This window comes from Chryseobacterium sp. 14P4.3.2 (genome assembly GCF_057799275.1).
In genome coordinates this window covers 263,886-287,343 of record NZ_JBYOKO010000004.1, presented here as the reverse complement: position 1 = coordinate 287,343, position 23,458 = coordinate 263,886, and the positions used below count along the sequence as shown (strand labels likewise).

Here is a 23,458-nt window from a genome sequence, read left to right as displayed (position 1 = left end):
ATTTTACTTTTATTTCGATTAAATTTTAAAGCTAACAGCCAAAAGCCAGTAGCTAATGACAAGAATTAATGATTGATTTGTCCGTCTTCCAACTGATACAAATTTCGGAGGTTTCTTCCTAATTCATCATAATCCAATCCATATCCAAGTACGAATTTGTTTGGAATTTCCATCCCAATATAATCCAGTTTGAAATCCTTCTTGTAAATCTCAGGTTTCAATAAGAAACTTGCGAGTTTTACAGATTTAGGACGTTGTGTTTCCTTGAAATACTTAAAAAGACTCTCTACAGTGTTTCCTGTGTCAACGATATCTTCTACAAGAATAATGTGACGGTCTCTTACATCCTTTGTCAGTTCCATTTTCTGGTAAACAATTCCCGTGGATTCAGTTCCCACATAAGAACTCATTTGAATGAAAGCAATCTCGCATTCACCCGGGTAGTACTTCAAAAGATCTGAGAAGAACATGATTACTCCGTTCAAAACGCCAATGAAAACAGGAACTTCATCCTTGTAATCTTCATAAATTCTTAACGCTGTCTTTTTTACAATTTCCTGAATTTCGGCATCCTCTAAATAAGGAACGAAAGTTTTGTCGTGAACTTTAATGCTTTCCATAAAATTTTTAGTAGTTGGCAAAGTTACGGATTTTTGATTTTTGATTAAAATCTTTTTGTGTTTAATCCTTGATTTGTGCTATCTTTGTTCTTTCAAAACCCAAAAATACAGACATGTAGGATATAATTTCTTTCAGATTTGATCAAACGATAGCCAAAGAGTTATTGATGTTTAACTATTACTGAGAAAGAAATCATGATTTTACTACAAAATATGTCCTTTGGGTTTCCGGGAGGAAACCTGCTATTCAATCATATCAATTTAACAATACAATCTCATACCAAATCCGCTTTGGTAGGAAGTAACGGCATGGGAAAATCTACCCTGTTGAAAATTATTGCCGGTGAAATACAGCCATTAAGCGGAACCGCTAATGTTCAAGGGGATATCTTCTATGTACCTCAGATGTTTGGAAATTTTAATGTCCTCACCATAGCTCAATGTTTAAAAATAGATCAAAAACTAAACGCACTCCAAAAAATTACAAGTGGACATGCAGATGAAATTTATTTTGAAATATTAAATGATCACTGGGATATCGAAGAACGCTGTCAGAATGCTCTGGAACATTGGGGACTTGAAAATTTTCAGTTGAACCAAACCCTTGAAGGTTTAAGTGGCGGACAAAAGACCAAGGTTTTTCTTGCGGGAATTCAGATCAATCGGCCTGATATCGTCATTTTAGATGAGCCAACCAATCATCTTGATCTTGAAGGAAGAAAGTTATTATACGATCTTATTGATAAAACAGATGCCACCGTTGTTATCGTAAGCCATGACAGAACTTTGCTCAATCTTGTTGATAGCCTGTTTGAATTAAGCAATCAGGGAATTGCAGCCTATGGTGGAAATTATGATTTCTATGCGCAACAAAAAGAAGTGGAGATGGAAGCCTTACATAGTAATATCCACGCAAAAGAACGGGCACTGAAAAAAGCAAAAGAGAAAGAACGAGAAACTCTGGAACGCAAGCAGAAGCTGGATGTAAAAGGAAAGCAAAAGCAGGAGAAATCCGGAGTAGCGAGAATTATGATGAATACTCTGCGGAACAATGCTGAAAAAAATACATCAAAACTGAAAAGCGTTCATGCTGATAAAATAAGTGGTATTTCGGGTGATCTCAGGGAACTGCGTTCTTCTTTAAAGAATGCTGATCAGATGAAAGTGAATTTTAGCGATTCGGGTTTACATTCCGGTAAAATTTTAATTGCAGCTGAAAATATTAATTTCAGTTATGGAAGAGGAAAGCTTTGGCAGAATAATCTTAGTCTTGAGATTTTGAGCGGTGACAGAATTTGGATTAAAGGGGCCAACGGATCCGGGAAGACTACCTTGATACAACTCTTGCTGGGAAGTATTAATCCTTCTGAAGGCAATCTGACTAAAGCAGAATTCAGCAGTATTTATATTGATCAGGAATATTCCCTCATAGATAATGATTCAACTCTTTACGATTTTGTACAGACTTTTAATGATAGTGCAATGCAGGAATCCGATGTGAAAACTTTATTATCAAGATTTCTTTTTGGAAAAGATACCTGGGATAAAAAATGCGGAGTACTGAGTGGAGGGGAAAGATTGAGATTATTGCTGTGCGGACTTTCCATCAGTAATAAAGCACCGGATATGATGGTTCTTGATGAGCCTACGAATAACCTTGACCTGCAAAATGTGGAAATTCTAACAAATTCTGTTAAAGATTATCATGGGACACTGCTGGTGATTTCGCATGATGAGAAGTTTCTGGAGGAAATTGGAATAGATAGGGAAGTGATGTTGGTCTAATTTTAAATGTGGACGTACAATGTGGCTGTTGGACCCTTATTAATACACTTTTTTATTTCAATATGAGCGGACTCTGACCCAAAGCTTAAAAAAACAAATTCTGGAAAGTAATTTAGACTGACCGGGATTTTTATTTCTATGATTAAATTGTTTACTTCTTTGTTTTCTTAAAGGCATCAAGGTAGATTTTCTTAATACTGTTTTTTTCTTCTTTTTCACTGATGTTTTCAAGAGCAGAAAGCAGTGTCGTATTATGTGATGTTTTTAATTTCAAAATTTCACCCAATGCAAAAGCAGCGCTCCAGCGTACCACAGTTCCTTCATGTTCTGTATTGGAAGAAAGGTTTTTAATTGCCTGATCCAGATTTTCAGTGAATAAATGGGCCGTATTGCCGATTACTTTTGCACTTTCCCATTTTATTCTGGGTGCTTTCTCAGTAAGAGAATTGATTACGAATAAGAATACACTTTCATCGGCAAGATCAGGATTTTCTTTTGTTGCATATTCTAAAGCTTCGATGCATGCAGCCTTCACTGGATCTTTTGACTTCTCTGCGAAAGCAATTAATTCATCAGTTGGTAAATATTTTTCTATGATCCACTGGCTCATGACTTTAGCTTTTTCCTTTGATTTTATTGTTTTGTCTTTAAATAGTTCTTCTAGGGTCATGATGGTTATTTTGATTTTCCTGCACTCTAATTTAGAATTCTTTTTAAATGTAAAAGTGTATTTAGAAATGCTTAGAAATCCACTTATATATTCCATCCAAAACTTCTTCCCGTATCTCCTCATTCAGAATCTCATGGCGCATTTCCTGATACATATGTATCTCTACATCTTGAAAACCATCAGATTTTAGATTATTGACCGTATGCATTACGCCTTTTCCAAAATCGCCGATCGGATCATTTTGTCCGCTTACAAAAAGGAAGGGAAAAGATTGAGAAATAGAAGTAGCCCAATTTTTTGCCGTAGCCCTTTTATAAATCGTGAATAAAGTATAAAAAGCATTATTGGTAAAAGGAATTCCACAAAGTTTATCCTGCTCAAAAGCTTTTCTGTTTTTGGGATTTATACTGAGCCAGCTGGTATCACTGAAATTTTTGTCCTTTTTAAAATGTTTGTTATTGACCGTGGTGAAAACAGAATTTAAGAAAGTACGGTATTTAGGAGCTATGCTATTCGCTAATGATAAATAGCCTCTTAATAGGTCAATACCCGGTATAGGTCCGCCGGTTCCTGTAATGATAGCTCCTGAAAATTTACCGCTTGCTTTTTGCAGAAGACATCGGGTAATAAAAGAACCCATTGAGTGGCCAAGAATGAAGTGTGGAACATCCGGATATTGCTTTGCAAGATAATCAGCCATTGTTTCGGCATCTGAAATAAGCCTTTCATCAGGTTTTTCAAGCTGGAAGAAACCAATGTCTTTTTTATCCTTTACAGATTTTCCATGCCCAAGATGATCATACGTTAATACAGCAATTCCATGATTAGAAAAATAGGCAGCTATTTCTGCATATCTTCCGCTGTGTTCCTGCATACCGTGAACAATGAGCAGCGTGGCTTTGGCTGTTTCAGGTGAAAACAGAGTATAGAAAAGCTGGGAATCACTGTTTATTTTTGAGGGAAGGTATGATGATGTTTGGGATATTGGCATAGGAACTTTTTTAAATGCTAATCAAAGATAGGGAATAAGGAATTGTGATGAACAGAAACTATTCCTCTTTTTTTATTGATATTGCCCATAATCTTTTATCCATATTATATTTCTTTTCTACACTTAAATTTGTAATAGTCCAACCAAAATCAGTCTGGTTTTTATCAATAAGTTGTAACGTGTAAATTTTATCCTTTTCAAAAAAGTGATCACCATAAAAATCAGGACATTTTACTATAATAGGAATTTTTTTATCCGTATAATTTTTTAGGTCTGAGTCAATAATTTCAAATTCCATAACTGTAGCATAAGTGATATACCCACAACCTGGATGAGAAGATATATTACTTATTATTTTTCCAGTTAGCTTATATTTTCGTTTTTCTATTCTTTTGGGTGAAAAACTCAAAGAAACTCCCAGAATAAATATAAAAAAAAGAAGATAAATATTTTTCATTGGAATTTTAAATTGTATTAAGTTTCTTTAGAAAGTATTAAGGTAATTATTAATCACTGCAAATAGTAAATTTAAAAATAATTGATGTCACTATTTTTATTCAGAAAAATAGGTGTGATAAAAAATAGAGGCCTAAAACGAGAATAATATATTAATACTTTTCTTTTTCATGCAATAAATCTTTAACTTCTTTATCATAGTCAAACACCTGATTGCAATAGCCTAAATAATAAATTTTGATATCATAATTACAAAGTTGTCTATAGATCAAATATAATGTAATTTTTATAAGAATATAAAGTGATTTTCACCCCGACTAAAAATAAATATCCCCTATAATTTGGCCGTCATTTTTTTTCAGAGTAATTTTGCATGAATCTAAAAACAAAAGTAAAATATGTCAACTTATGTAGTTGTAGGTCTTCAGTACGGAGATGAAGGCAAAGGAAAAATCACGGATGTTTTATCAGCTAAATCAGACTATGTAGTGCGTTTCCAGGGTGGAGACAACGCTGGTCACACGGTTTATGTAGGTGATGAAAAATTCGTTCTACACCTTCTTCCTTCAGGAGTTCTTCAATGCAAAGGGAAATGTATCATTGCGAACGGAGTAGTGGTAAACCCTAAATCTTTTATTAGAGAAGTTGGTCAGATTGAGAGCAAAGGCTTAAGATCAGATCATATCTTTATCAGCAGAAGAGCGCATGTGATCATGCCTTACCACATCCTTTTGGATACTTACCGTGAAGAAGAACACGGAGGAACTCAGATAGGAACTACCAAAAAAGGAATCGGACCTTGTTATGAAGATAAAATCGCAAGAGTCGGAATCAGAATGGTAGATCTTTTAAATCCTGAAATTTTAAGAGATAAAATTGAGAAAAACTTAAAAGTTAAGAATTCTCTTTTTGAAAAATATTACGGAAAACCAACATTAGACGTTGAAGAAATCTACAACGAATACTTAGCAATCGGAAAAGAGCTTCAGGACAGAATCGTTGATACTGAATTAGAATTGAACGAAGCCATCAGAGATGGTAAAAACGTTCTGTTTGAAGGAGCGCAGGCTTTAATGCTGGATATCGATTTCGGAACATATCCATACGTTACTTCATCTTCTCCATCTACAGGAGGAGTTTGTACAGGAGCAGGAGTTCCGCCAACTTCACTTCAGAACCTGATCGGTGTTGCAAAAGCATACTGTACAAGAGTAGGAAACGGACCTTTTCCATCTGAACTGGATAACGAACTAGGCGAGAAAATCAGACAAATTGGTGGTGAATTCGGAGCTACAACCGGTAGACCGAGAAGAACAGGTTGGTTAGACCTGGTTTCTTTAAAGCACGCTTGTATGATTAACGGGATCAATAACCTTGTCATTACAAAATTAGATGTTCTTACAGGAATTGAAAACCTTAAAATCGTTACTCATTACAAAACTGAAGATGGAAAAATTATTGATTATTTCACTTCATCAACAGAGAAATTATACAACTACGAACCAATCTATCAGGATCTTCCAGGTTGGGATGAAGATATCACCAAAGCTAGAAGCTATGATGAACTTCCGGACAATGCGCAGAAATACATCGAATTTATTGAGAAGTATTTAGGAATTAATGTATATCTTGTTTCTGTAGGACCGGAAAGAAGCCAGAACATCATCAGAAAAGAATTATTCTAATATTCTTAGAAAATAAAATAAGAAAGAGACTGTCACATGATAGTCTCTTTTTTTTGTTTAAAACCCCAGTAAGAATTCTGTGATTCCTGACCTGCCCTCATTAAAGATGATTATAATTTCTCCTTTAAAGAATTAAAAACAAAAAACAGATACTTACTACATAATTCTCTATTTAAAAATGTTAAATTTTAAACTTTATCATAAAATTTTCTAATATTATGTTGTTTTGGTAAAATTATGGCAGATGTTTTGATATTGAAACATTGCTTATCGATAACAACTAACAGATTAATAATCTATTTTTTTTTAACAGTTTAAATAGTAGTAGTGATGAAACACCTGAACCAAAATCAAGAATTTCGCTTCAACGAAGTTCTTTTTGAGCACCGAAACAAAGAATATGGTGCCTATGCATTAAGAAACGAATCCGATAGAATATTAACCAAAGCACTTTTTATAGGAGCGAGTTTAATGGCTGCAATATCCATTACGCCGTTTGTGATTTCTGCATTCAAAACTACAGAAGGATCTACCATAATTTGTGAATATCCAGGGCCTGTTGATCTCAAGGATGTTGACAAAACAGAAGAACTTCCATTACAAGTTGTAAAGCCGACTCCTCCGCCTCCCGCCGTAAAAACGTTTGATAGTACAGTTCCTACACCATCAAGTACGGCCAAGGATAATTTGAAAAAAGATCCCGTTCCTGATGATGCTGTCGCGGGCTTTACAGACCACTTTAAAGGAGAAACGGTAATACCTAATACACCAAGTGTTCCCCATGTATCAGTAGGAACAGGACCGGTAATTACTACGCCTCCTCCGGTAATTCCGCAGCCAGTTGATAAAAATAAAATTGCAGAACCTGGAGAGCTTGGGTCTGAAGCTAGTTTTGCAGGGGGAATAGACTCCTTCAGAAGTAAAGTGATGAATAACTTTGATGCTTCAGGATTTGAATCAGAAGACGTGGTGAAAACTGCCGTTACATTTATTGTAGAAATTGACGGAACGATATCAGGGGTAAAAGCTAATGGAACTAATGCCGACTTTAACAATGAGGCGGTAAGAACAATTAAATCAATCTCTAACAAGGGAAAATGGACTCCCGCCAAAAATAAAAAAGGCGAGTTTGTAAGAAGTTATTTTAAATTTCCGATCTCTATGAAGTTTGATTAATTGATCCTGAAAACAAAAATTAAATAGTTATCCACAAAGATTTTTTTTTGTGGATAATTTTTTTAATAGTTAAAATGCTTATTAACAGTATTTTAACTCAATTTTAATTTTCACCATTCATCGGGAGCAAAGAAAAAAGTGTATTTTTGAAACTTAAAGTTCGAATAATGGCAAAAATCATAGGTATTGCTAATCAAAAAGGAGGTGTTGGTAAGACAACTACCGCCGTAAACTTGGCAGCAGCATTAGGAGTATTGGAGAAAAAAATATTAATCATCGACGCTGACCCTCAGGCGAATGCTACATCAGGTCTGGGCGTGGAAGATGTTCAATACTCTACATACAATCTATTGGAGCATAGTGCAGATACCAGAATCTGCATCAAGAGAACTACGACTCCCAATTTGGATATTATTCCGTCACATATTGACCTTGTGGCGGCAGAAATAGAACTGGTAGACAAGGAAGACCGTGAATATATGCTTAAAAAAGCATTGGCCAGTGTAAGAGATGATTATGACTATATCATCATCGACTGTGCGCCGAGTTTAGGTCTTATTACAGTAAATGCACTTACTGCGGCAGATTCTGTGATTATTCCCATTCAATGTGAGTACTTTGCATTAGAAGGACTTGGGAAACTTTTAAATACCGTTAAAAACGTACAGAAGATCCATAATAAAGATCTTGGAATAGAAGGTCTTCTTCTTACCATGTATGACAGCAGATTGAGATTGTCTAACCAGGTTGTGGAAGAAGTGAATTTACACTTCCCGGAGATGGTTTTTGACACCATTATCAGCAGAAACGTAAGGTTGAGTGAAGCACCAAGTTTTGGAGAGAGCATCCTGAATTATGATGCCGAAAGTAAAGGAGCTGTTCAGTATATTCAGTTAGCTGAAGAGGTTCTTTTAAGGAACGAAAATTTAGTAAAAAATTAAATTAATAATAAATGGCCAATATAAGTGAATGTTAGCCATCACTTATCAAACATCATTTATCAGTTATATCTATGAAGGACAAAAAAAGAGCTATGGGACGCGGTTTGGGCGCCATTTTAAGTGCAGAATCCAAAGCAACGGTCAATTCAGCTACCGATGAGGGAGCAGATAAGTTTGTAGGAAACATTGTCGAAGTTGCGCTTGAAGATATTTATCCGAATCCGACGCAGCCGAGAACTTATTTTGATGAAAAAGCATTAAACGAACTTGCACAGTCTATCACAAACTTAGGAGTGATCCAGCCGATTACCTTAAGAAAAGACGGTGAGAAATTCGAAATTATATCAGGGGAAAGACGTTACAGAGCAAGTAAAATTGCAGGCTTTACAACTATTCCGGCATATATCCGTTTAGTAAACGATCAGGAACTTCTTGAGATGGCTCTTGTTGAAAACATTCAGAGAGAAGACCTTGATGCTATCGAAATTGCCCTGACTTATCATAGACTTTTGGAAGAAATCGGGCTTACTCAGGAGAATCTTAGCCAGAGGATAGGAAAAGACAGAAGTACGATTACCAATTCAATCAGATTATTAAGATTGAATCCGGATATTCAGAATGCTATCAGAAGCGGCGAAATTTCTGCCGGACACGGAAGAGCAATTATCAGTGTTGAAAGTGAAGAAGATCAGCAGGTTTTATTTGGTCTGATTATTAAAGAAAAATTAAACGTTCGTCAGGCAGAGCAGGCTGCTGCTGCATTGAAGAACCCTAAATCTCCGGCTGGTAAAAAAGCAAACGTGGAGCTTTCTAACAATTATAAAAGAGCCCAGAAGACGATCGCAGATATCCTGGATATAAAAGTGGAGATCAAAGCTTCTGGAAACGGTAAAAAAGGTAAAATTGTTCTGGACTTCAAAAATGAAGAGGAGCTGGAGTATATTTTATCTCATATTAAATAATGAAGAAAATATTTTTCACATTTTTCTTGTGTATTGCCGCAATGGCCTACTCACAAGTGAAGCCAATTGATACTGTTCGGATGCCGGTCCCTCCGAAAGAGGAAATCCCTGCTTTAAAACCGGGAAAAACAGAATCCAAGATTATTGCAGATCTCGAAAAAGCCAATGGGCCTACTAAGAAAACGGTAAAGCTTAATCCTACCAGAGCTGGATTATACTCAGCTGTTTTCCCAGGATTAGGACAGTTCTACAATAAAAAATATTGGAAGATTCCAATCGTTTGGGGAGCTGTAGGAGCCGGAGTAGGAATTGCAATTTGGAATGATAACCAGTATAAAAAGTATCGTGAATACTATGTAGCGAAACTGAATGGTACGCCCAATGAATTTGTAGACAGCCACCCCTGGCTGGATAAAGTAGCTTTGGGAAATGCACAGGACAGATCCAAAAGGCAGAGAGACTATGCTATAGCAATTACAGGATTAATTTATATTTTGAATATTGTAGACGCCGTAGTAGATGCACACCTTTACGAAAGCCGTCATGATCCGGATCTTAGTTTTAAACCATCCATTATTCAGGATCAGTATGGATATGATGCGCCAAAAACAGGATTTAGTTTAAGCTATAGATTTTAGTTAAACATTTAAACAGGTAGCCGTAAGATTTGTACGGTCAATTATAAAAGAAAAGAGCATATGAAAATAGCATTAGTTGGTTACGGTAAAATGGGGAAGATCATTGATGAGATCGCACAAAAAAGAGGTCATAAAGTAGTGGCCCGCCTGAAGGAGACTCCAACTGCTGAAAATCTTAACAACCCGGATGTTGTGATTGAATTCTCGCTGCCGGAAGTTGCATTTGAAAATATTAAAGCTTGTCTTGAAAATAAAATTCCTGTAATCTGTGGAACGACAGGATGGCTGGAGCAAAAAGCAGAAATAGAAAAACTGGCTGTAGAAAATAATACAGCTTTCTTATATGGTTCAAACTTTAGCTTAGGGGTCAATTTATTCTTCGCCTTAAACGAAAAGCTTGCGGGTCTTATGAAAAACGTTGATGAATACAATTGCCAGCTGGAAGAGATTCATCATATCCATAAAAAAGATGCCCCAAGTGGTACCGCTATTTCCATAGCAGAAGGCATTATTCAGAATAATCCGAAATTTGATGCTTGGAAACTGGCAGAAACAGAAGGGAAGCAGCTAGGTATTTTTGCCGTACGTGAAGATGAAGTTCCCGGAACTCACAGCGTATACTATAGAAGTGAAGTAGACGAAATCGAAATCAAACATACCGCTTTCAACAGAAACGGTTTTGCATTAGGAGCCGTAGTTGCTGCCGAATGGATTAAAGATAAAAAAGGAAACTTCGGAATGAAAGACGTTTTGGGGCTTTAATTTGTAACAAAATCTTTAAATTGCATACCAATAACAGAAAATGATGAATAGTGAATTGTAAATAGAGCGAAAGCTGTGATCATTTATTACTCATCATTTATCATTTATATCATAAGAATAGGCACAAAAAAACTATGAATTATTTTTTAACGTATACAGTGTATGTCCTCATTTTATCCGTATTAATGGGGATTTCAACTTGGAAGCTGTTCAAGAAAATGGGGTATAGCCCCTTGTTCGCTTTTATACCTTTCTACAACTATTTCATTATCCTGAAGGAAACCAAACATCCGAAATGGTGGGCGATTCTTTCATATCTTCCGATTGTAGGACCAATCATGATGTCTGTTTTCCATCTTTACCTGGTGAAGAAATTTGGAAAAACTCTTTTTAAAGATCAGATTCTTACCGTGATCCTGCCATTTATTTATATGGCGGTTATCAACTATTCCAAAGATCTAGAACTGGAAGATGAAAATACAAAAAATCTTTTTCTTACCGATGAAGAGGTAAGCGATCAGAAGAAAGATACATTTTTGGGATCTATCACTTTTGCAGTCGTTTTTGCAACCATCATTCACGTTTTTGTAACACAGCCTTTCGGGATTCCTACAGGATCTATGGAAAGAACTTTATTAGTAGGAGATTTCCTTTTTGTAAACAAATGGAGCTACGGATACAGATTGCCAATGCGTCCCGTAGCCATACCTTTCCTTCAGGGAACAATTATGGATACTGGGAAGAAGGGAAATCCAAAAGATGATCCGAAATCTTATGTAGACGCAGTAAAATTACCTTATACAAGAATCTTACAATTCAATAAACCGCAAAAAAATGATGTAGTTGTGTTCAACTATCCTCAGGATTCCGTTCATACAGCGATTGACAGAAAAGATCCTTATGTGAAAAGATGTGTGGCTACAGCAGGTGATACTTTTGAAATGAGAGCCGGAAGACTTTTCGTAAACGGAAAGCCGGAAGTAGTTTTAGGTGATCAGGAGGTTCAGCACAGATATATTGTAACAACGGACAGCCAATTAGATATTCCTTCATTATATAAGGCCTATGGTTTTTTACCAGTTCAGGAATTTCAACAGGATAACGGAAGTTATGTTTATGGTTTTCAGGGGTTAACAGATAAAGTAGCTAAAGAAATTAAAGAAATTCCTCATGTGACCAACATGACAGAAGATATTTCTGTAAAAGGAGAAGCTGCTGTATATTACAGAGATCAGGCTAAAACAAAAATTGATACAACCCAATCTATCTTCCCAATCAACAAGCCATGGAATCAGGATTGGTACGGGCCGCTTAGAATTCCTAAGAAAGGAGATGTTGTTGCTATCAATAACGAAACTCTTCCAATGTATCAATGGGTTATTTCCGAATATGAGCACAACAGTTTAGAGAAAAAGAACGGAAAGATATTTATCAACGGAAAAGAAGCCAATCAATATACAATTCAGCAGGATTATTATATGATGATCGGGGATAACAGAGATGCGTCATTAGATGCAAGATTCTTTGGTTTCGTTCCGGAAGAAAATATCGTAGGAAAGCCGATGTTTACATGGATGAGTATTCAGGGAGCGTTTGCAGACAGCAGTTCTACTTATCAGGCTCCGTTCAAAATCCGTTGGGAAAGAATGTTTAAAGCAACCAATACAGGAGAAGCAAATAAAACTTCTTACTGGTGGATTGCAGCAATGATTCTGATACTATTCTTCGGATGGGAATATTTCATGAAGTTATTTAAAAAGAAAAACACAGAAGAATAGTGTTTAAAAATAAAATATTTAATAGAGTCCTTTTAGCAGGAAGCTTTATTGTAACTCTTTTTATTATTGCAAAACTCTCCGGGGTTTTGCAATATGCTTTTGTACCCCAGGCGGGAAACGAACCTACCATCAAAAGAAAGTCGTTCGTTTTCATGAGTAATATTCTGCCTTATGAGAAATTGACCATGCTTGCCTACAATCAGAATAACCAGAACTATCCCGGAGGAGTATATCTGCAGAGACTGATAGGAGAGGAGAATGACATCGTCCTGATTAAAGATGGGAATTTATACATTAATAATGTTTTAATAGATCAATTTAACGTTAAACATTCCTATAAAATAGATCGTGCATATGCCAATGATCTTACCCTAAAAGGTCTTGATGATCATGAGATATTTCAAATGAATGAAAACGACTTCATTACCCAGTTGAGTGATAAAGAACTTAATAACAGTTTTACCTACGAAAGATTTATCAATCAGGCTCCCGATCAGGATATTAATAAAGTGTATCACAAGAACTGGACCGCAGATAACTTCGGACCTCTGCGAATTCCGCAGGGAAAAATGTTTTTCTTAGGAGATAACCGTAATGCGAGCATGGATTCCCGTTTTTTGGGATTTGTGGATAAGAAAGATATTGTAGGAAGGGTATTTTATCCTAAAAATTAGAATATATTATTATGCAAAATATTTTATTACCGGTATTTTATATGCCACCGGTTTCATGGTTTTCAGTGTTTTTAGATGCTGAAAAGGAAATTGTATTTGAACAGTTTGAAAGTTTTCCAAAACAAACCTATAGAAACAGAGCGAATATCTATGGTGCAAACGGAAAATTATCATTAATCATTCCTATAAATCATAATGGGAAGAGAGAGACGAAAGATATTGAGATTTCTTACAGAGAAGACTGGAGAAATCTTCACTGGAAGTCCATTAAAACAGCTTATCAGAGCTCTCCTTATTTTGAATATTACGAAGATAAGTTCAGGAAAATATTTGATCTCAAAGAAAAGTTTCTTTTAGATTTTAACCTTAAAGGGTTAGAAGTGATCCAACAGATACTGAAAACAGAAAAGGCACACTCTTTGAATGAAGAATATATCAGAAATCCTGATGAGATCAATTTCAGAGAAAAGTTTTCGGCAAAAAATCCTTCAGAATTTGAAATGGATGAATACTATCAGACTTTCTCAGACAAATTCGGATTTTTGAAAGATTTATCGATTCTTGACCTTGTTTGTAACAAAGGGCCTGAATCATTGGTCTACATAAAAAAAATAAAACAATTGTATTAGTATAAAATCGTTGCAATTACAACTCTTCATTAGTAAGACAGATGAATGTGGCGATTATATATTACCTTAAAAATTAAATATCAACATATGAAAAAGGTATTATTAGCTGCCGTTTTTTTAGCAGGTTTTAATTTCTCTTTTGCACAGGAGACTAAAACTAAAAGTATTGACCCTAAGGAAGATAAAGATCTTATGACCTGGTATCATAAAGATTTTTCCACTTCAAAAGTATATGGAGTGAATACCGCAAACGCTTATAAATATCTGGAATCTAAAGGACTAAAGCCTAAACCTGTAATTGTTGGGGTTTTGGACAGTGGAGTACAGGTGGATCATCCGGGATTGATCAATAATCTATGGACGAATCCTAACGAAATTCCAGGAAATGGTAAAGATGATGATGGGAACGGATATATCGACGATGTACATGGCTGGAATTTCCTGGGAGGAAAGAACGGGGATGTTGATATTGATAATATGGAGGTAACAAGAGTAGTTGCCAAATATAAACCTGTTTTTGAAGGTGACGATTCCACAAAAAATAAAGCAAATCAGGCCAAAATGCCGGAAGAATTTGCAATGTATATGAAGTCTAAAGAACTTTTCAATAAGAAAAGTGTAGAAGCAAAACAGGGCCTTCAGACCTATACAATGATTAACGAATTGATTCCTAATATGGTGAAATTATTAGGAGGAAAACCAGTTAATGCACAAACTATAGCCGCTATAAAACCTCCTACAGATCAAAAAGATGCTATCGCACTAGATATCCTGGGGCGAGTATCTCAGAGCCCGGAATTTAAAGGAAAATCTTCCGAAGAGTTTGAAAAAGCGATTAAAGATCAAATGAAAGAAGCCATTGATTACTATTCTCCTCAGGCTAAGCAATATGACTTAAGTTATGACACAAGAAAAGAAATCGTAGGAGATAATTATGATGATTACTCTGAGAAAATCTATGGAAATAACCATTACGAAGGTGCTGATGCGGAGCATGGAACCCACGTAGCAGGAATTATTGCCGGTCTTCCTCAGGGAAATGAAATTCAGTACGGAGTGGCTTCCAAAGTAGCAAAAATAATGTCTGTAAGAACCGTTCCCAATGGAGATGAAAGAGACAAAGATGTTGCTAATGCAATTAGATATGCAGTTGATAATGGAGCTAAAATTCTTAACATGAGCTTCGGAAAACCTGTTTCACCAGGTAAAAACGTAGTTTGGGATGCCTTTAAATATGCTGAAGATAAAGGCGTTCTTTTGGTAAAAGCAGCTGGTAACGAAAATGAAGATGTTGCAGAACATCTGGCTTATCCTACCAACTTTAAAAAAGTTACAGATGAAAAACCATTTGTAAACAATGTAATGGTAGTAGGTGCCAGTACTAATAAAAATAGTGCATTAAGAGCCGATTTCTCTAACTATAACAAGAAAATGGTTAATGTATTCGCTCCGGGTGAAGAAATTTATTCTACCGTTCCTAAAAACGAGTATAAATATCTTCAGGGGACTTCGATGGCTTCACCTGTTGCCGCGGGGGCCGCGGCGGTTTTACTGGCATATATGCCGGATCTGAAGCCTTACCAGATTATTGAATCCCTTGTTAAAAGCAGCAACCCAAGTACGGCCAATGGTTTCGCAGAGTATTCGCAGGCCGGAGGGGTTATTGATGTAAAAAGAGCAGCAGAATATGCTTATACCCATTTTTATAATGGTAAAGCACCAACCAAAACTGTGAAGCCTTCGAAATCCGTAAAAAAGGCTGTTAAAAAATAATTTATCTTCCTGTCTTTAAGGAGAAACCATAAAGAGTCCGAATTTTTTCGGACTTTTTATTTTTTATTATGAATTTTGGCACGGTTTTTTGTAACTTTATAGTAACAAAATAATAAACAACAAAATGAAAAAGTTACTACTTGCAGGGATGTTAGGAACATCACTTTTTGCAGTGTCTTGTTCCTCTGCGAATAAAGCAGCTACCTCTCAAAATCAAAGAGCAGACTTTCTAAAAATGAAAGGAGACTGGCAGATCGTGAGTGTAGATTACGACAAAGGTTTCAAAATTAAACCCTTTGATGAAGGTGCAGATGCACAATGTTTTGTAGGAAGCCACTGGAGACTGATTCCGAACAACTGGACAGGCGCGTATACTTTAAACGGTGGTGGAAATTGCCCGGCATTTACACAACCCATCAAATTTGAAGTAAAAGACGGTAATACGTTTATGTTTAAAAAAATTGCTGATGGTACTAAAGCAAAACAAAATACAGCAGGATATACCCTGACGCTGATTAACCAGACTACAGATCAGTTTTCACTTCAGCAAGATGTTCCGTTTGAAGGAGGAAATGTAAAAGTTGTTTACAACTTCCAGAGAGCAGGAATGAAATAATTTATCAACATAAAAGATCAAAAAAATGAAATTTACTAAAACATACGTAGGAGCCCTTTTCTTGTCATCAGCATTATTACTGACAAGTTGTGAAGCGGTTCAGAATTCGAATCACCAACAGAGAGGAACTGCTGTAGGTGTTGCTTCAGGAGCCGTTCTTGGTGGTATCCTTGGTAACAATGTAGGTAGGGGAGGAAATGGTGCTATTGGTGCTGTACTTGGAGGTATTATCGGTGGTGTTGCGGGTAATGTTATCGGTAACAAAATGGATAAGCAGGCTAAAGATATTAAAGAAACACTGCCGGGAGCTCAGGTAGAAAGAGTAGGAGACGGTATCAAAGTAACAATGAACGAGAGTATTGTCAACTTTGCTTTCGATTCTTCAAACCTTACTTCTGTGGCCCAAACTAACCTTGATAAGCTGGCTCAGGTATTGGCAGATAACCCGGATACCAACATTAATATCTACGGTTATACAGACAGCGTAGGTAAAGATGCTTATAATCTGGCACTTTCTCAAAGAAGAGCCGATGCTGTGAAATCTTACTTATCAGGTAAAGGAGTTGCTTCATCAAGAATGTTTACAAAAGGTGAAGGTAAAAATATGCCGGTTGCAAGTAATGATACTGATGAAGGAAGAGCTAAAAACAGAAGAGTTGAATTCGCAATTACTGCAAATGAGAAAATGATTAACGATGCCAAACAAGGGCAGTAAGTAATTTAACATATAAATATTTTCGTAAAAGACCGCTCCGGCGGTTTTTTTTGTATTTTTATCCTTGGAAAACTTTGAATTTACTATTTTTGCATTTGAAACAACATAAATGAAGAAATATTTAAAACTGCTCCGTGTGGAGCAATGGGTGAAAAACCTGTTTGTATTCGTCCCTCTGTTCTTTTCTGGTAATATCACCAACTTTGATCTGCTTGCTAAAAGCATTTTCGCTTTTGCTATCTTCTCGCTTGCAGCAAGCGTTGTTTATATCCTGAATGATTATAATGATATTGAGGCAGACCGGAAACATCCGGAAAAGAGAAGAAGACCTCTGGCAAGCGGAGCTATTTCAAAACCAAATGCTATAGGAATTCTTATAGGGCTGGTGGTAGCAGATATCATTCTCGTATTTTTAGCACAGTTTTATTTTCAGCAGCCCTTATGGAAATTTGCTGTCATCATAGGTTTTTACGTCGTAATGAATCTGGCCTATACGTTCAGGCTTAAGCACGTTCCGATTATTGATATTTTTATCATTGCAATCGGATTTGTACTGCGGGTACTTGCCGGAGGGTATATTACGGGGATCAGCATCTCACAATGGGCTATTTTATTGACTTTTGTATTGGCGCTGGTATTGGCGATCGGTAAAAGGAGAGGAGAGCTTATTAATGCACAGATATCAGGAAAGACAAGGAGATCTCTGGATGGGTATAATGTTCAGTTTGCAGATATTGCATTATCTATTTCCATTACACTGGCTATCGTTTGTTATCTGATGTTTACCCTGTCACCGGAAGTTCAGGCAAGATTCCATCAACGGGTTTTTTATACCGTAGTTTTTGTAGTATTTGCCTTGCTGAGATATCTTCAGCAGACATTAGTTTACAACAGAACAGAATCTCCTACCAAAATTGTATACAGAGACCGTTATATACAGGTTACTCTATTGCTTTGGGTTGCCACATTTTTAATTCAAATTTACTTTAAAAAATGAAGCCGAATTTCACACAAAAAGTTACAAACTGGGGTAATTACCCGGTAGTAGAAAAAGAAATGCGATCTGAAGACAGCTTCAAAAAAATAAAAGATTTTGTACTCAATCACAACGAAATTATCGCAAGAGGAAATGGAAGATGTTATGGAGATGCCTCATTAGGAGAATCTATATTTTCTACCAAAAAATTAAATAAATTTATCAGTTTTGACCGTTTAAACGGCATTATAGAATGTGAGTCCGGAGTATTGCTTTCGGATGTCCTTGAAATAGCAGTTCCCCAAGGATACTTCCTTTATGTGACTCCCGGAACCAAGTTTATTTCTGTAGGGGGCGCTATTGCATCTGATGTTCATGGAAAGAACCATCATGCCGAAGGTTGTTTCTCAGAATATGTTATTGAGTTCAAGCTAATGACTGAGAGCGGAGATATTATTACCTGCTCCAGAGAAGAAAATTCAGATAAGTTCTGGTCTACAATCGGAGGAATGGGACTTACAGGAATTATTCTTACTGCAAAATTTAAACTTAAAAATATAGAATCTGCCTACATCCGTCAGGAAAGTATCAAGGCAGAAAATCTGGACGAGATTTTTAAGCTTTTTGATGAAAGTGAAAGCTGGACTTATACAGTGGCCTGGATTGATTGTCTTCAGAAAGGAAAGGATATCGGAAGAAGTATTCTGATGAGAGGGGAACATGCCTTTCAACATGAGCTTCCTCAAAATCTTGGAAAAACACCTTTACGATTAAAGAAAAAACTGCAGCCAACTGTTCCCTTTTATTTTCCTGGATTTGTATTGAATGCCCTGACAGTAAAACTCTTCAATTGGTTATATTATAAAAAGCAATCTAAAAAAGAAGTTAAAAACTTTATTGATTATGAGACGTTCTTCTATCCTTTAGATGCCGTGAATGAATGGAATAAAATCTATGGTAAATCTGGTTTTATACAATATCAGATGGTCATCCCTAAAGAAGCCGGAAAAGAAGGAATGAAAAAAATTCTCGAGACGATCGCCAAAAGCGGAAACGGATCATTCTTAGCTGTTTTAAAACTTTTTGGAAAGCATAATCCCGATGCCTATAATTCATTTCCTATGGAAGGATACACCCTGGCACTCGATTTTAAAGTGAATTCAAAGCTAAAGAAATTGGTAGACCAGCTTGATGGCATTGTACAGGAATTTGGAGGGAGAATTTACCTTACCAAGGACAGCATGAGCAGATCATCGCTTACCAATTACCTGAAAAATATTAGAAGTTCCAAATTTGTGTCTTTACAGCACAAAAGAATCATAAATAACAACTCATAATGATAGTTCTCGGAAGTACATCTGAAGTAGCACAGGCTTTTGTGGAAAAAGCACTTCAGGAAGGTGAAAAATTTGAAAAAATCTATCTTTTTACCTCAAATAAAGAAACTACAGAGAGATTTGCAAGACATATTGATGTAAAGTTTCTCCAGCAGTCTGAAGTGATTGAACTGGATCTGACAAAAGAAATTGATTACAACAGATTTGATACGATCAATTCAAATGTATTATTTTGTGCCGTAGGATATCTGGGAGAAGGAACTGAAGAAGGTTTGTATGATAATAAGAATACACAGCGTATTATTGATATCAATTATTCCAAGCTGGTTCCTGTAATGAATTATTTTGCCCATAAATTTGAAAACAGAAGATCAGGAACAATCATTGGGCTTTCATCAGTGGCAGGAGACAGAGGAAGACAGAGTAATTTTATCTATGGAAGTGCAAAAGCAGCCTTTACAGCTTATTTAAGTGGTTTAAGGAATTATCTTTTTGATAAAAAAGTACATGTTCTTACCATAAAACCCGGATTTATGGCCACTAAAATGACGGAAGGTCTGCCATTAAACCCTAAATTGACTGCCAGTCCCAAGCAGGCAGCAGCCTGTATTTACAAAGCCTTCAAAAAACAAAATAATGTGGCATATGTTTTGCCGGTTTGGAGTATTATCATGTTGATTATCAGAAATATTCCTGAATTTATATTTAAAAAATTAAAGCTTTAAAAAAATGAAAAAATTGTATTGTTTTGATTTTGATGGGACTCTTACCTACAAAGATACTATGTTTATGTATCTTAAATTCTACAATTCTACAAAATACCGGATACAATTTTTGAGACATGTACCGCTCTTTATTCTGCTGAAGCTAAAACTGGCTGAAACAGAAAAAGTAAAAAAAAGCTTTATCGGGTCTATTTTGAGAGGGCAGACTCAGGAAAAGATTGAAATGAAATCTAAGCAGTTTTTTGAACATCATTATCCTGAAATTGTGAGGGAGAATGCGTTAGACTTTATAAAAAATATCGATAGGAATAATACACAAAGTTTATTGGTTACTGCTTCACTGGATATCTGGGTGAAGCCTTTTGCTGATGAACTTAAAATGGAGCTTGTTTCTACGCGGGCAGAGTTTAAGAACGGTGTTTTCACAGGAAACTTTGTGGGTAAAAACTGTAACGGACCCGAGAAATTAGTAAGAATTAAAGAAGAAATTAACGATTCTAAATACGATAAAATTATCGCATTTGGTGATACTTCCGGTGATCGGCCAATGTTGAAATGGGCAAATGAGGGACATTACCAATTTTTTCATTAATTTTGGGAGATAAAATTGTAGAAAATGAAAAGCCTTTTATCGGTATGTATGATAATTTTTATGAGCTGTGCATCCGCGCCGTCTCATCAATCAGATACCATAAAGGAAAAGACTGAACTGCTTGTCTCTGAATCACAGGGAGGAGCAGATAAGGCTGGATTCAGAATTATTAAAGATGAAAAAGATTTTCGCAGCACCATCAGAGGAAGTTTTGGTCTGGCGGGTCTGGCAACGGAATCTTACATCAAATATCCACCATTTCCTCAGGATAAAAAAGTTGTTCTTTACAATTTAGGTAGTTTCAGGTCAGGAAGCCATACTATTTCAGAAATCAAAAGTATTTCTGTAAATAATAAAATTCTGTATGTAGAAGTTCCGGCCGGAGAACCTTCCGGTGGAATGGAAATTCAGGTGATCTCAAATCCCTGGTTTATTTTTACTGTTCCTGCAGATTACCAGTTTACCTCTGTAGAATTAAAATATTCAAAATAATAATGGATAAAGTATATTTAGATAATGCCGCAACCACTCCGCTTGCAGATGAAGTTATAGATGCAATGGTGGGCACTATGAAAATGAATTTCGGAAACCCGTCATCAACTCACAGTTTTGGTCAGGAAGCAAAGATCCTTATTGAAAATGTAAGAAGACAGGTTGCAGACTATCTTCATGTAAGTCCTGCTGAAATCATTTTTACTTCTTGTGGAACCGAGTCAAACAATATGATCATTAAGTCCTCCGTAGAACATCTTGGAGTACAGAGAATCATCAGTTCTCCTATGGAACATAAATGTGTTTCTGAAAGTATTCTGGATATGAAAACCAGAAAAGGAGTAGAAGTAAGTTACATTCGTCCTAACGAAAAGGGAGATATCGACCTTAATAAGTTAGAAGAATTATTAAAAGCTTCAGATAAAAAAACATTGGTAAGTTTAATGCATGCCAATAACGAAATAGGAAATCTTATCAATCTGAAAAAGGTTGCCGAGCTATGCAAAGAGTATAATGCTCTTTTCCATTCAGATACTGTACAGACTATGGCTCATATGAACCTGGATTTCTCAGATATTCCTGTAGATTTCGCTTCATGTAGTGCCCATAAATTTCATGGGCCTAAAGGAGCAGGGTTTGCTTTTATCAGAAAAGCTTCAGGCCTAAAAGGAATTATCACGGGAGGGCCTCAGGAAAGAAGTCTTAGAGCCGGAACAGAAAATGTAGCGGGTATTGTAGGACTAGGGAAGGCATTGGAGATTTCTTTAGCTCATATGGATGAATATACCCATCATATGCAGGAGATTAAAGACTATGCCATTGAAAGGCTTTCTGCAGAAATAGATGGCATTAAATTCAACGGAAGAAGCGCAGAGAAGGAAAGCAGCCTTTATACTGTTTTAAGCGCATTACTGCCTTATAAAAATCCATTGATAGGTCTTCAGCTGGATATGAAAGGAATTGCTATTTCGCAGGGAAGTGCGTGCTCTTCCGGGGCATCTAAACCATCTATGGTGATGATGATGGTGCTTTCTGAGGATGAAATGGATCACTGTACACCACTACGTATCTCTTTCAGCCATATGACTACCAAAGAGAATATCGATACCCTGGTGAACGCTTTGAAAGAAATATCAAGTGATTACACTATAGAAAAAACTAATGTTGAGCATAGATAGTCTTATGATGTAAAAGTCGTAATTTTGAGGACTCAATAGAGATAAAAACAAGAGAATAATATTAATTAAAATAAAAGAGACAAACATGGCTTTAGAAATTACAGACAGCTCATTCCAGGATACGGTTTTGAAATCAGATAAACCAGTATTAGTAGACTTCTGGGCAGTATGGTGTGGACCTTGCAGAACTTTAGGACCAATCATCGAAGAAGTAGCATCAGATTTTGAAGGAAGAGCAGTAGTAGGAAAGGTAGATGTGGACAACAATCAGGAGATTTCTATGCAGTATGGTATCAGAAATATTCCTACTGTTCTTATTTTTAAGAACGGTGAAGTTGTAGACAAATTAGTTGGAGTAACTCCAAAAGAGGTAATCGCTGAAAAATTAAGCGCTCACTTATAAAAAAAAATAGTTTGATAATGAATGCCTTCCACGATTGGGAGGCTTTTTTTTGAAAATAATTTGCAGGGAATAAAAAAAGTTGTAATTTTGCAACCACGAAAAAGAAACGAAGTTCTTTAAATTTTTGATCCGGTAGTTCAGTTGGTTAGAATGCCGCCCTGTCACGGCGGAGGTCGCGGGTTCGAGTCCCGTCCGGATCGCATAAGTTTTGTCAATTTACTTCAAAAAAATTGATCCGGTAGTTCAGCTGGTTAGAATGCCGCCCTGTCACGGCGGAGGTCGCGGGTTCGAGTCCCGTCCGGATCGCATAAGTTTTATCAATTTACTTTAAAAAAATTGATCCGGTAGTTCAGCTGGTTAGAATGCCGCCCTGTCACGGCGGAGGTCGCGGGTTCGAGTCCCGTCCGGATCGCAGCTAAGATCATAAAAACCTGTAAAGTCTCTTTACAGGTTTTTTGTTTTTTAATACAATCACTTTTGCTTAGCCCCCAACTTTTGAGACTGATCCAATATACCTTTTCAGAAAGAATGTAAAATGTTTTGCTTTGTCGAGCCAGAAGAATATTAGAGGGATGTGATATAGAACTAATTCTATAAAGTATCTGATAATATTCTATGTCGTTTATTTTTAGTGTCTTATATTAATCCATACTTTTGCCATCGTCAAGTTTAAAGTTCCCAACGATGCGGCTTGATAAACGTATTAAAGTATTCTGAAAACATAAAAATTTTGAAATAAAAATAAAGGCCTTCACTTGTGGAGGTCTTATTTTTGATTATTATATGAAAAAGGTGATGGTTATGATTTTAACCCTGCTGATATAGTAATTTATAATAATTAAAATAGTTTAAAAAGCTTTATTGTTTGACTTTATTTTTTACAA

Annotated in this window: 24 protein-coding genes and 3 tRNA genes; 23 read left to right on the top strand and 4 right to left on the bottom strand. The window is 36.1% G+C overall.

Features of this window, described 5'->3' with window-relative positions; translation table 11 throughout:
- Positions 1-65: 65 nt before the first annotated feature.
- Positions 66-620: a phosphoribosyltransferase gene (locus AC27VX_RS09115; RefSeq protein ID WP_236857844.1), complete on the bottom strand. Its 555-nt coding sequence runs from the start codon at positions 618-620 to the stop codon at positions 66-68.
- 195 nt (positions 621-815) lie between these two features.
- Here AC27VX_RS09115 and AC27VX_RS09110 point away from each other — a divergent pair, with 195 nt between their 5' ends.
- Positions 816-2,405, top strand: a complete 1,590-nt coding sequence (locus AC27VX_RS09110) for an ABC-F family ATP-binding cassette domain-containing protein (protein ID WP_488695170.1) — start codon at positions 816-818, stop codon at positions 2,403-2,405.
- A 151-nt stretch (positions 2,406-2,556) separates the two neighbouring features.
- On the opposite strand, the gene AC27VX_RS09105 is transcribed toward AC27VX_RS09110, so the two are convergent.
- From AC27VX_RS09105 to AC27VX_RS09095, 3 genes are all read right to left on the bottom strand, one after another.
- Positions 2,557-3,075, bottom strand: coding sequence for a HEAT repeat domain-containing protein (locus tag AC27VX_RS09105; RefSeq protein ID WP_488695168.1), 519 nt, complete (start codon positions 3,073-3,075; stop codon positions 2,557-2,559).
- Positions 3,076-3,136: 61 nt separating this feature from the next.
- Positions 3,137-4,066: an alpha/beta fold hydrolase gene (locus AC27VX_RS09100; RefSeq protein ID WP_488695166.1), complete on the bottom strand. Its 930-nt coding sequence runs from the start codon at positions 4,064-4,066 to the stop codon at positions 3,137-3,139.
- Positions 4,067-4,124: 58 nt separating this feature from the next.
- Positions 4,125-4,523: a hypothetical protein gene (locus AC27VX_RS09095; protein WP_488695164.1), complete on the bottom strand. Its 399-nt coding sequence runs from the start codon at positions 4,521-4,523 to the stop codon at positions 4,125-4,127.
- 397 nt (positions 4,524-4,920) lie between these two features.
- Here AC27VX_RS09095 and AC27VX_RS09090 point away from each other — a divergent pair, with 397 nt between their 5' ends.
- The 22 genes from AC27VX_RS09090 to AC27VX_RS08985 all read left to right on the top strand — a co-directional run bounded on the left by AC27VX_RS09090 (position 4,921) and on the right by AC27VX_RS08985 (position 22,986).
- Entirely contained in the window at positions 4,921-6,207 is a 1,287-nt protein-coding gene (locus tag AC27VX_RS09090) for an adenylosuccinate synthase (RefSeq protein ID WP_236857858.1), read from the top strand.
- A 330-nt stretch (positions 6,208-6,537) separates the two neighbouring features.
- The gene (locus AC27VX_RS09085; protein ID WP_236857862.1) at positions 6,538-7,383 is read left to right on the top strand and encodes an energy transducer TonB; all 846 of its coding nucleotides are present in this window, start codon (positions 6,538-6,540) and stop codon (positions 7,381-7,383) included.
- A 167-nt stretch (positions 7,384-7,550) separates the two neighbouring features.
- A complete protein-coding gene (locus tag AC27VX_RS09080; protein WP_236857863.1) occupies positions 7,551-8,324 on the top strand; it encodes a ParA family protein in 774 nt (257 codons plus the stop codon).
- 71 nt (positions 8,325-8,395) lie between these two features.
- The gene (locus tag AC27VX_RS09075; RefSeq protein WP_236857864.1) at positions 8,396-9,286 is read left to right on the top strand and encodes a ParB/RepB/Spo0J family partition protein; all 891 of its coding nucleotides are present in this window, start codon (positions 8,396-8,398) and stop codon (positions 9,284-9,286) included.
- Positions 9,286-9,924: a DUF5683 domain-containing protein gene (locus AC27VX_RS09070; protein ID WP_236857865.1), complete on the top strand. Its 639-nt coding sequence runs from the start codon at positions 9,286-9,288 to the stop codon at positions 9,922-9,924. The genes AC27VX_RS09075 and AC27VX_RS09070 overlap by 1 nt, the downstream gene beginning before the upstream one ends.
- Positions 9,925-9,984: 60 nt before the next feature.
- Entirely contained in the window at positions 9,985-10,686 is a 702-nt protein-coding gene (dapB, locus tag AC27VX_RS09065; protein ID WP_488695160.1) for a 4-hydroxy-tetrahydrodipicolinate reductase, read from the top strand.
- 134 nt (positions 10,687-10,820) lie between these two features.
- Positions 10,821-12,464, top strand: a complete 1,644-nt coding sequence (gene lepB / locus AC27VX_RS09060; RefSeq protein ID WP_488695158.1) for a signal peptidase I — start codon at positions 10,821-10,823, stop codon at positions 12,462-12,464.
- Complete coding sequence (lepB, locus tag AC27VX_RS09055; RefSeq protein WP_236857868.1) at positions 12,464-13,138, top strand: signal peptidase I; 675 nt, start codon at positions 12,464-12,466, stop codon at positions 13,136-13,138. Before lepB (AC27VX_RS09060) ends, lepB (AC27VX_RS09055) begins: the two co-directional genes overlap by 1 nt.
- 11 nt (positions 13,139-13,149) lie before the next feature.
- Positions 13,150-13,767, top strand: a complete 618-nt coding sequence (locus AC27VX_RS09050; protein WP_236857869.1) for a WbqC family protein — start codon at positions 13,150-13,152, stop codon at positions 13,765-13,767.
- Positions 13,768-13,854: 87 nt separating this feature from the next.
- Positions 13,855-15,540: a S8 family serine peptidase gene (locus AC27VX_RS09045; protein WP_488695155.1), complete on the top strand. Its 1,686-nt coding sequence runs from the start codon at positions 13,855-13,857 to the stop codon at positions 15,538-15,540.
- 124 nt (positions 15,541-15,664) lie between these two features.
- Positions 15,665-16,156 carry a lipocalin family protein gene (locus tag AC27VX_RS09040; protein WP_236857871.1) on the top strand — a complete coding sequence of 164 codons (492 nt, stop codon included), beginning with the start codon at positions 15,665-15,667 and terminating at the stop codon, positions 16,154-16,156.
- Between the two features lie 25 nt (positions 16,157-16,181).
- Positions 16,182-16,871, top strand: a complete 690-nt coding sequence (locus AC27VX_RS09035; protein ID WP_236857872.1) for a YiaD family glycine zipper/OmpA-like lipoprotein — start codon at positions 16,182-16,184, stop codon at positions 16,869-16,871.
- A gap of 109 nt (positions 16,872-16,980) precedes the next feature.
- Positions 16,981-17,868 carry a decaprenyl-phosphate phosphoribosyltransferase gene (locus tag AC27VX_RS09030; protein WP_236857873.1) on the top strand — a complete coding sequence of 296 codons (888 nt, stop codon included), beginning with the start codon at positions 16,981-16,983 and terminating at the stop codon, positions 17,866-17,868.
- A complete protein-coding gene (locus tag AC27VX_RS09025) occupies positions 17,865-19,184 on the top strand; it encodes an FAD-binding oxidoreductase (protein WP_488695152.1) in 1,320 nt (439 codons plus the stop codon). The genes AC27VX_RS09030 and AC27VX_RS09025 overlap by 4 nt, the downstream gene beginning before the upstream one ends.
- Positions 19,184-19,909, top strand: a complete 726-nt coding sequence (locus AC27VX_RS09020) for an SDR family NAD(P)-dependent oxidoreductase (RefSeq protein ID WP_488695150.1) — start codon at positions 19,184-19,186, stop codon at positions 19,907-19,909. The genes AC27VX_RS09025 and AC27VX_RS09020 overlap by 1 nt, the downstream gene beginning before the upstream one ends.
- Before the next feature lie 4 nt (positions 19,910-19,913).
- Positions 19,914-20,501 (top strand): HAD family hydrolase, encoded by a 588-nt coding sequence (locus tag AC27VX_RS09015; protein ID WP_236857876.1) that lies wholly within the window; start codon positions 19,914-19,916, stop codon positions 20,499-20,501.
- Positions 20,502-20,525: 24 nt separating this feature from the next.
- On the top strand, positions 20,526-20,993 hold the full coding sequence (locus tag AC27VX_RS09010) for a hypothetical protein (RefSeq protein WP_488695148.1): 468 nt from the start codon (positions 20,526-20,528) through the stop codon (positions 20,991-20,993).
- 2 nt (positions 20,994-20,995) lie between these two features.
- Positions 20,996-22,171: a cysteine desulfurase family protein gene (locus AC27VX_RS09005; RefSeq protein WP_488695146.1), complete on the top strand. Its 1,176-nt coding sequence runs from the start codon at positions 20,996-20,998 to the stop codon at positions 22,169-22,171.
- 85 nt (positions 22,172-22,256) lie between these two features.
- Positions 22,257-22,574 (top strand): thioredoxin, encoded by a 318-nt coding sequence (trxA, locus tag AC27VX_RS09000; protein ID WP_236857879.1) that lies wholly within the window; start codon positions 22,257-22,259, stop codon positions 22,572-22,574.
- Between the two features lie 126 nt (positions 22,575-22,700).
- Positions 22,701-22,774: transfer RNA gene (locus AC27VX_RS08995), tRNA-Asp, on the top strand.
- Between the two features lie 32 nt (positions 22,775-22,806).
- Positions 22,807-22,880 (top strand) — tRNA-Asp (locus AC27VX_RS08990).
- 32 nt (positions 22,881-22,912) lie between these two features.
- Positions 22,913-22,986 (top strand) — tRNA-Asp (locus AC27VX_RS08985).
- Positions 22,987-23,458: the final 472 nt, after the last annotated feature.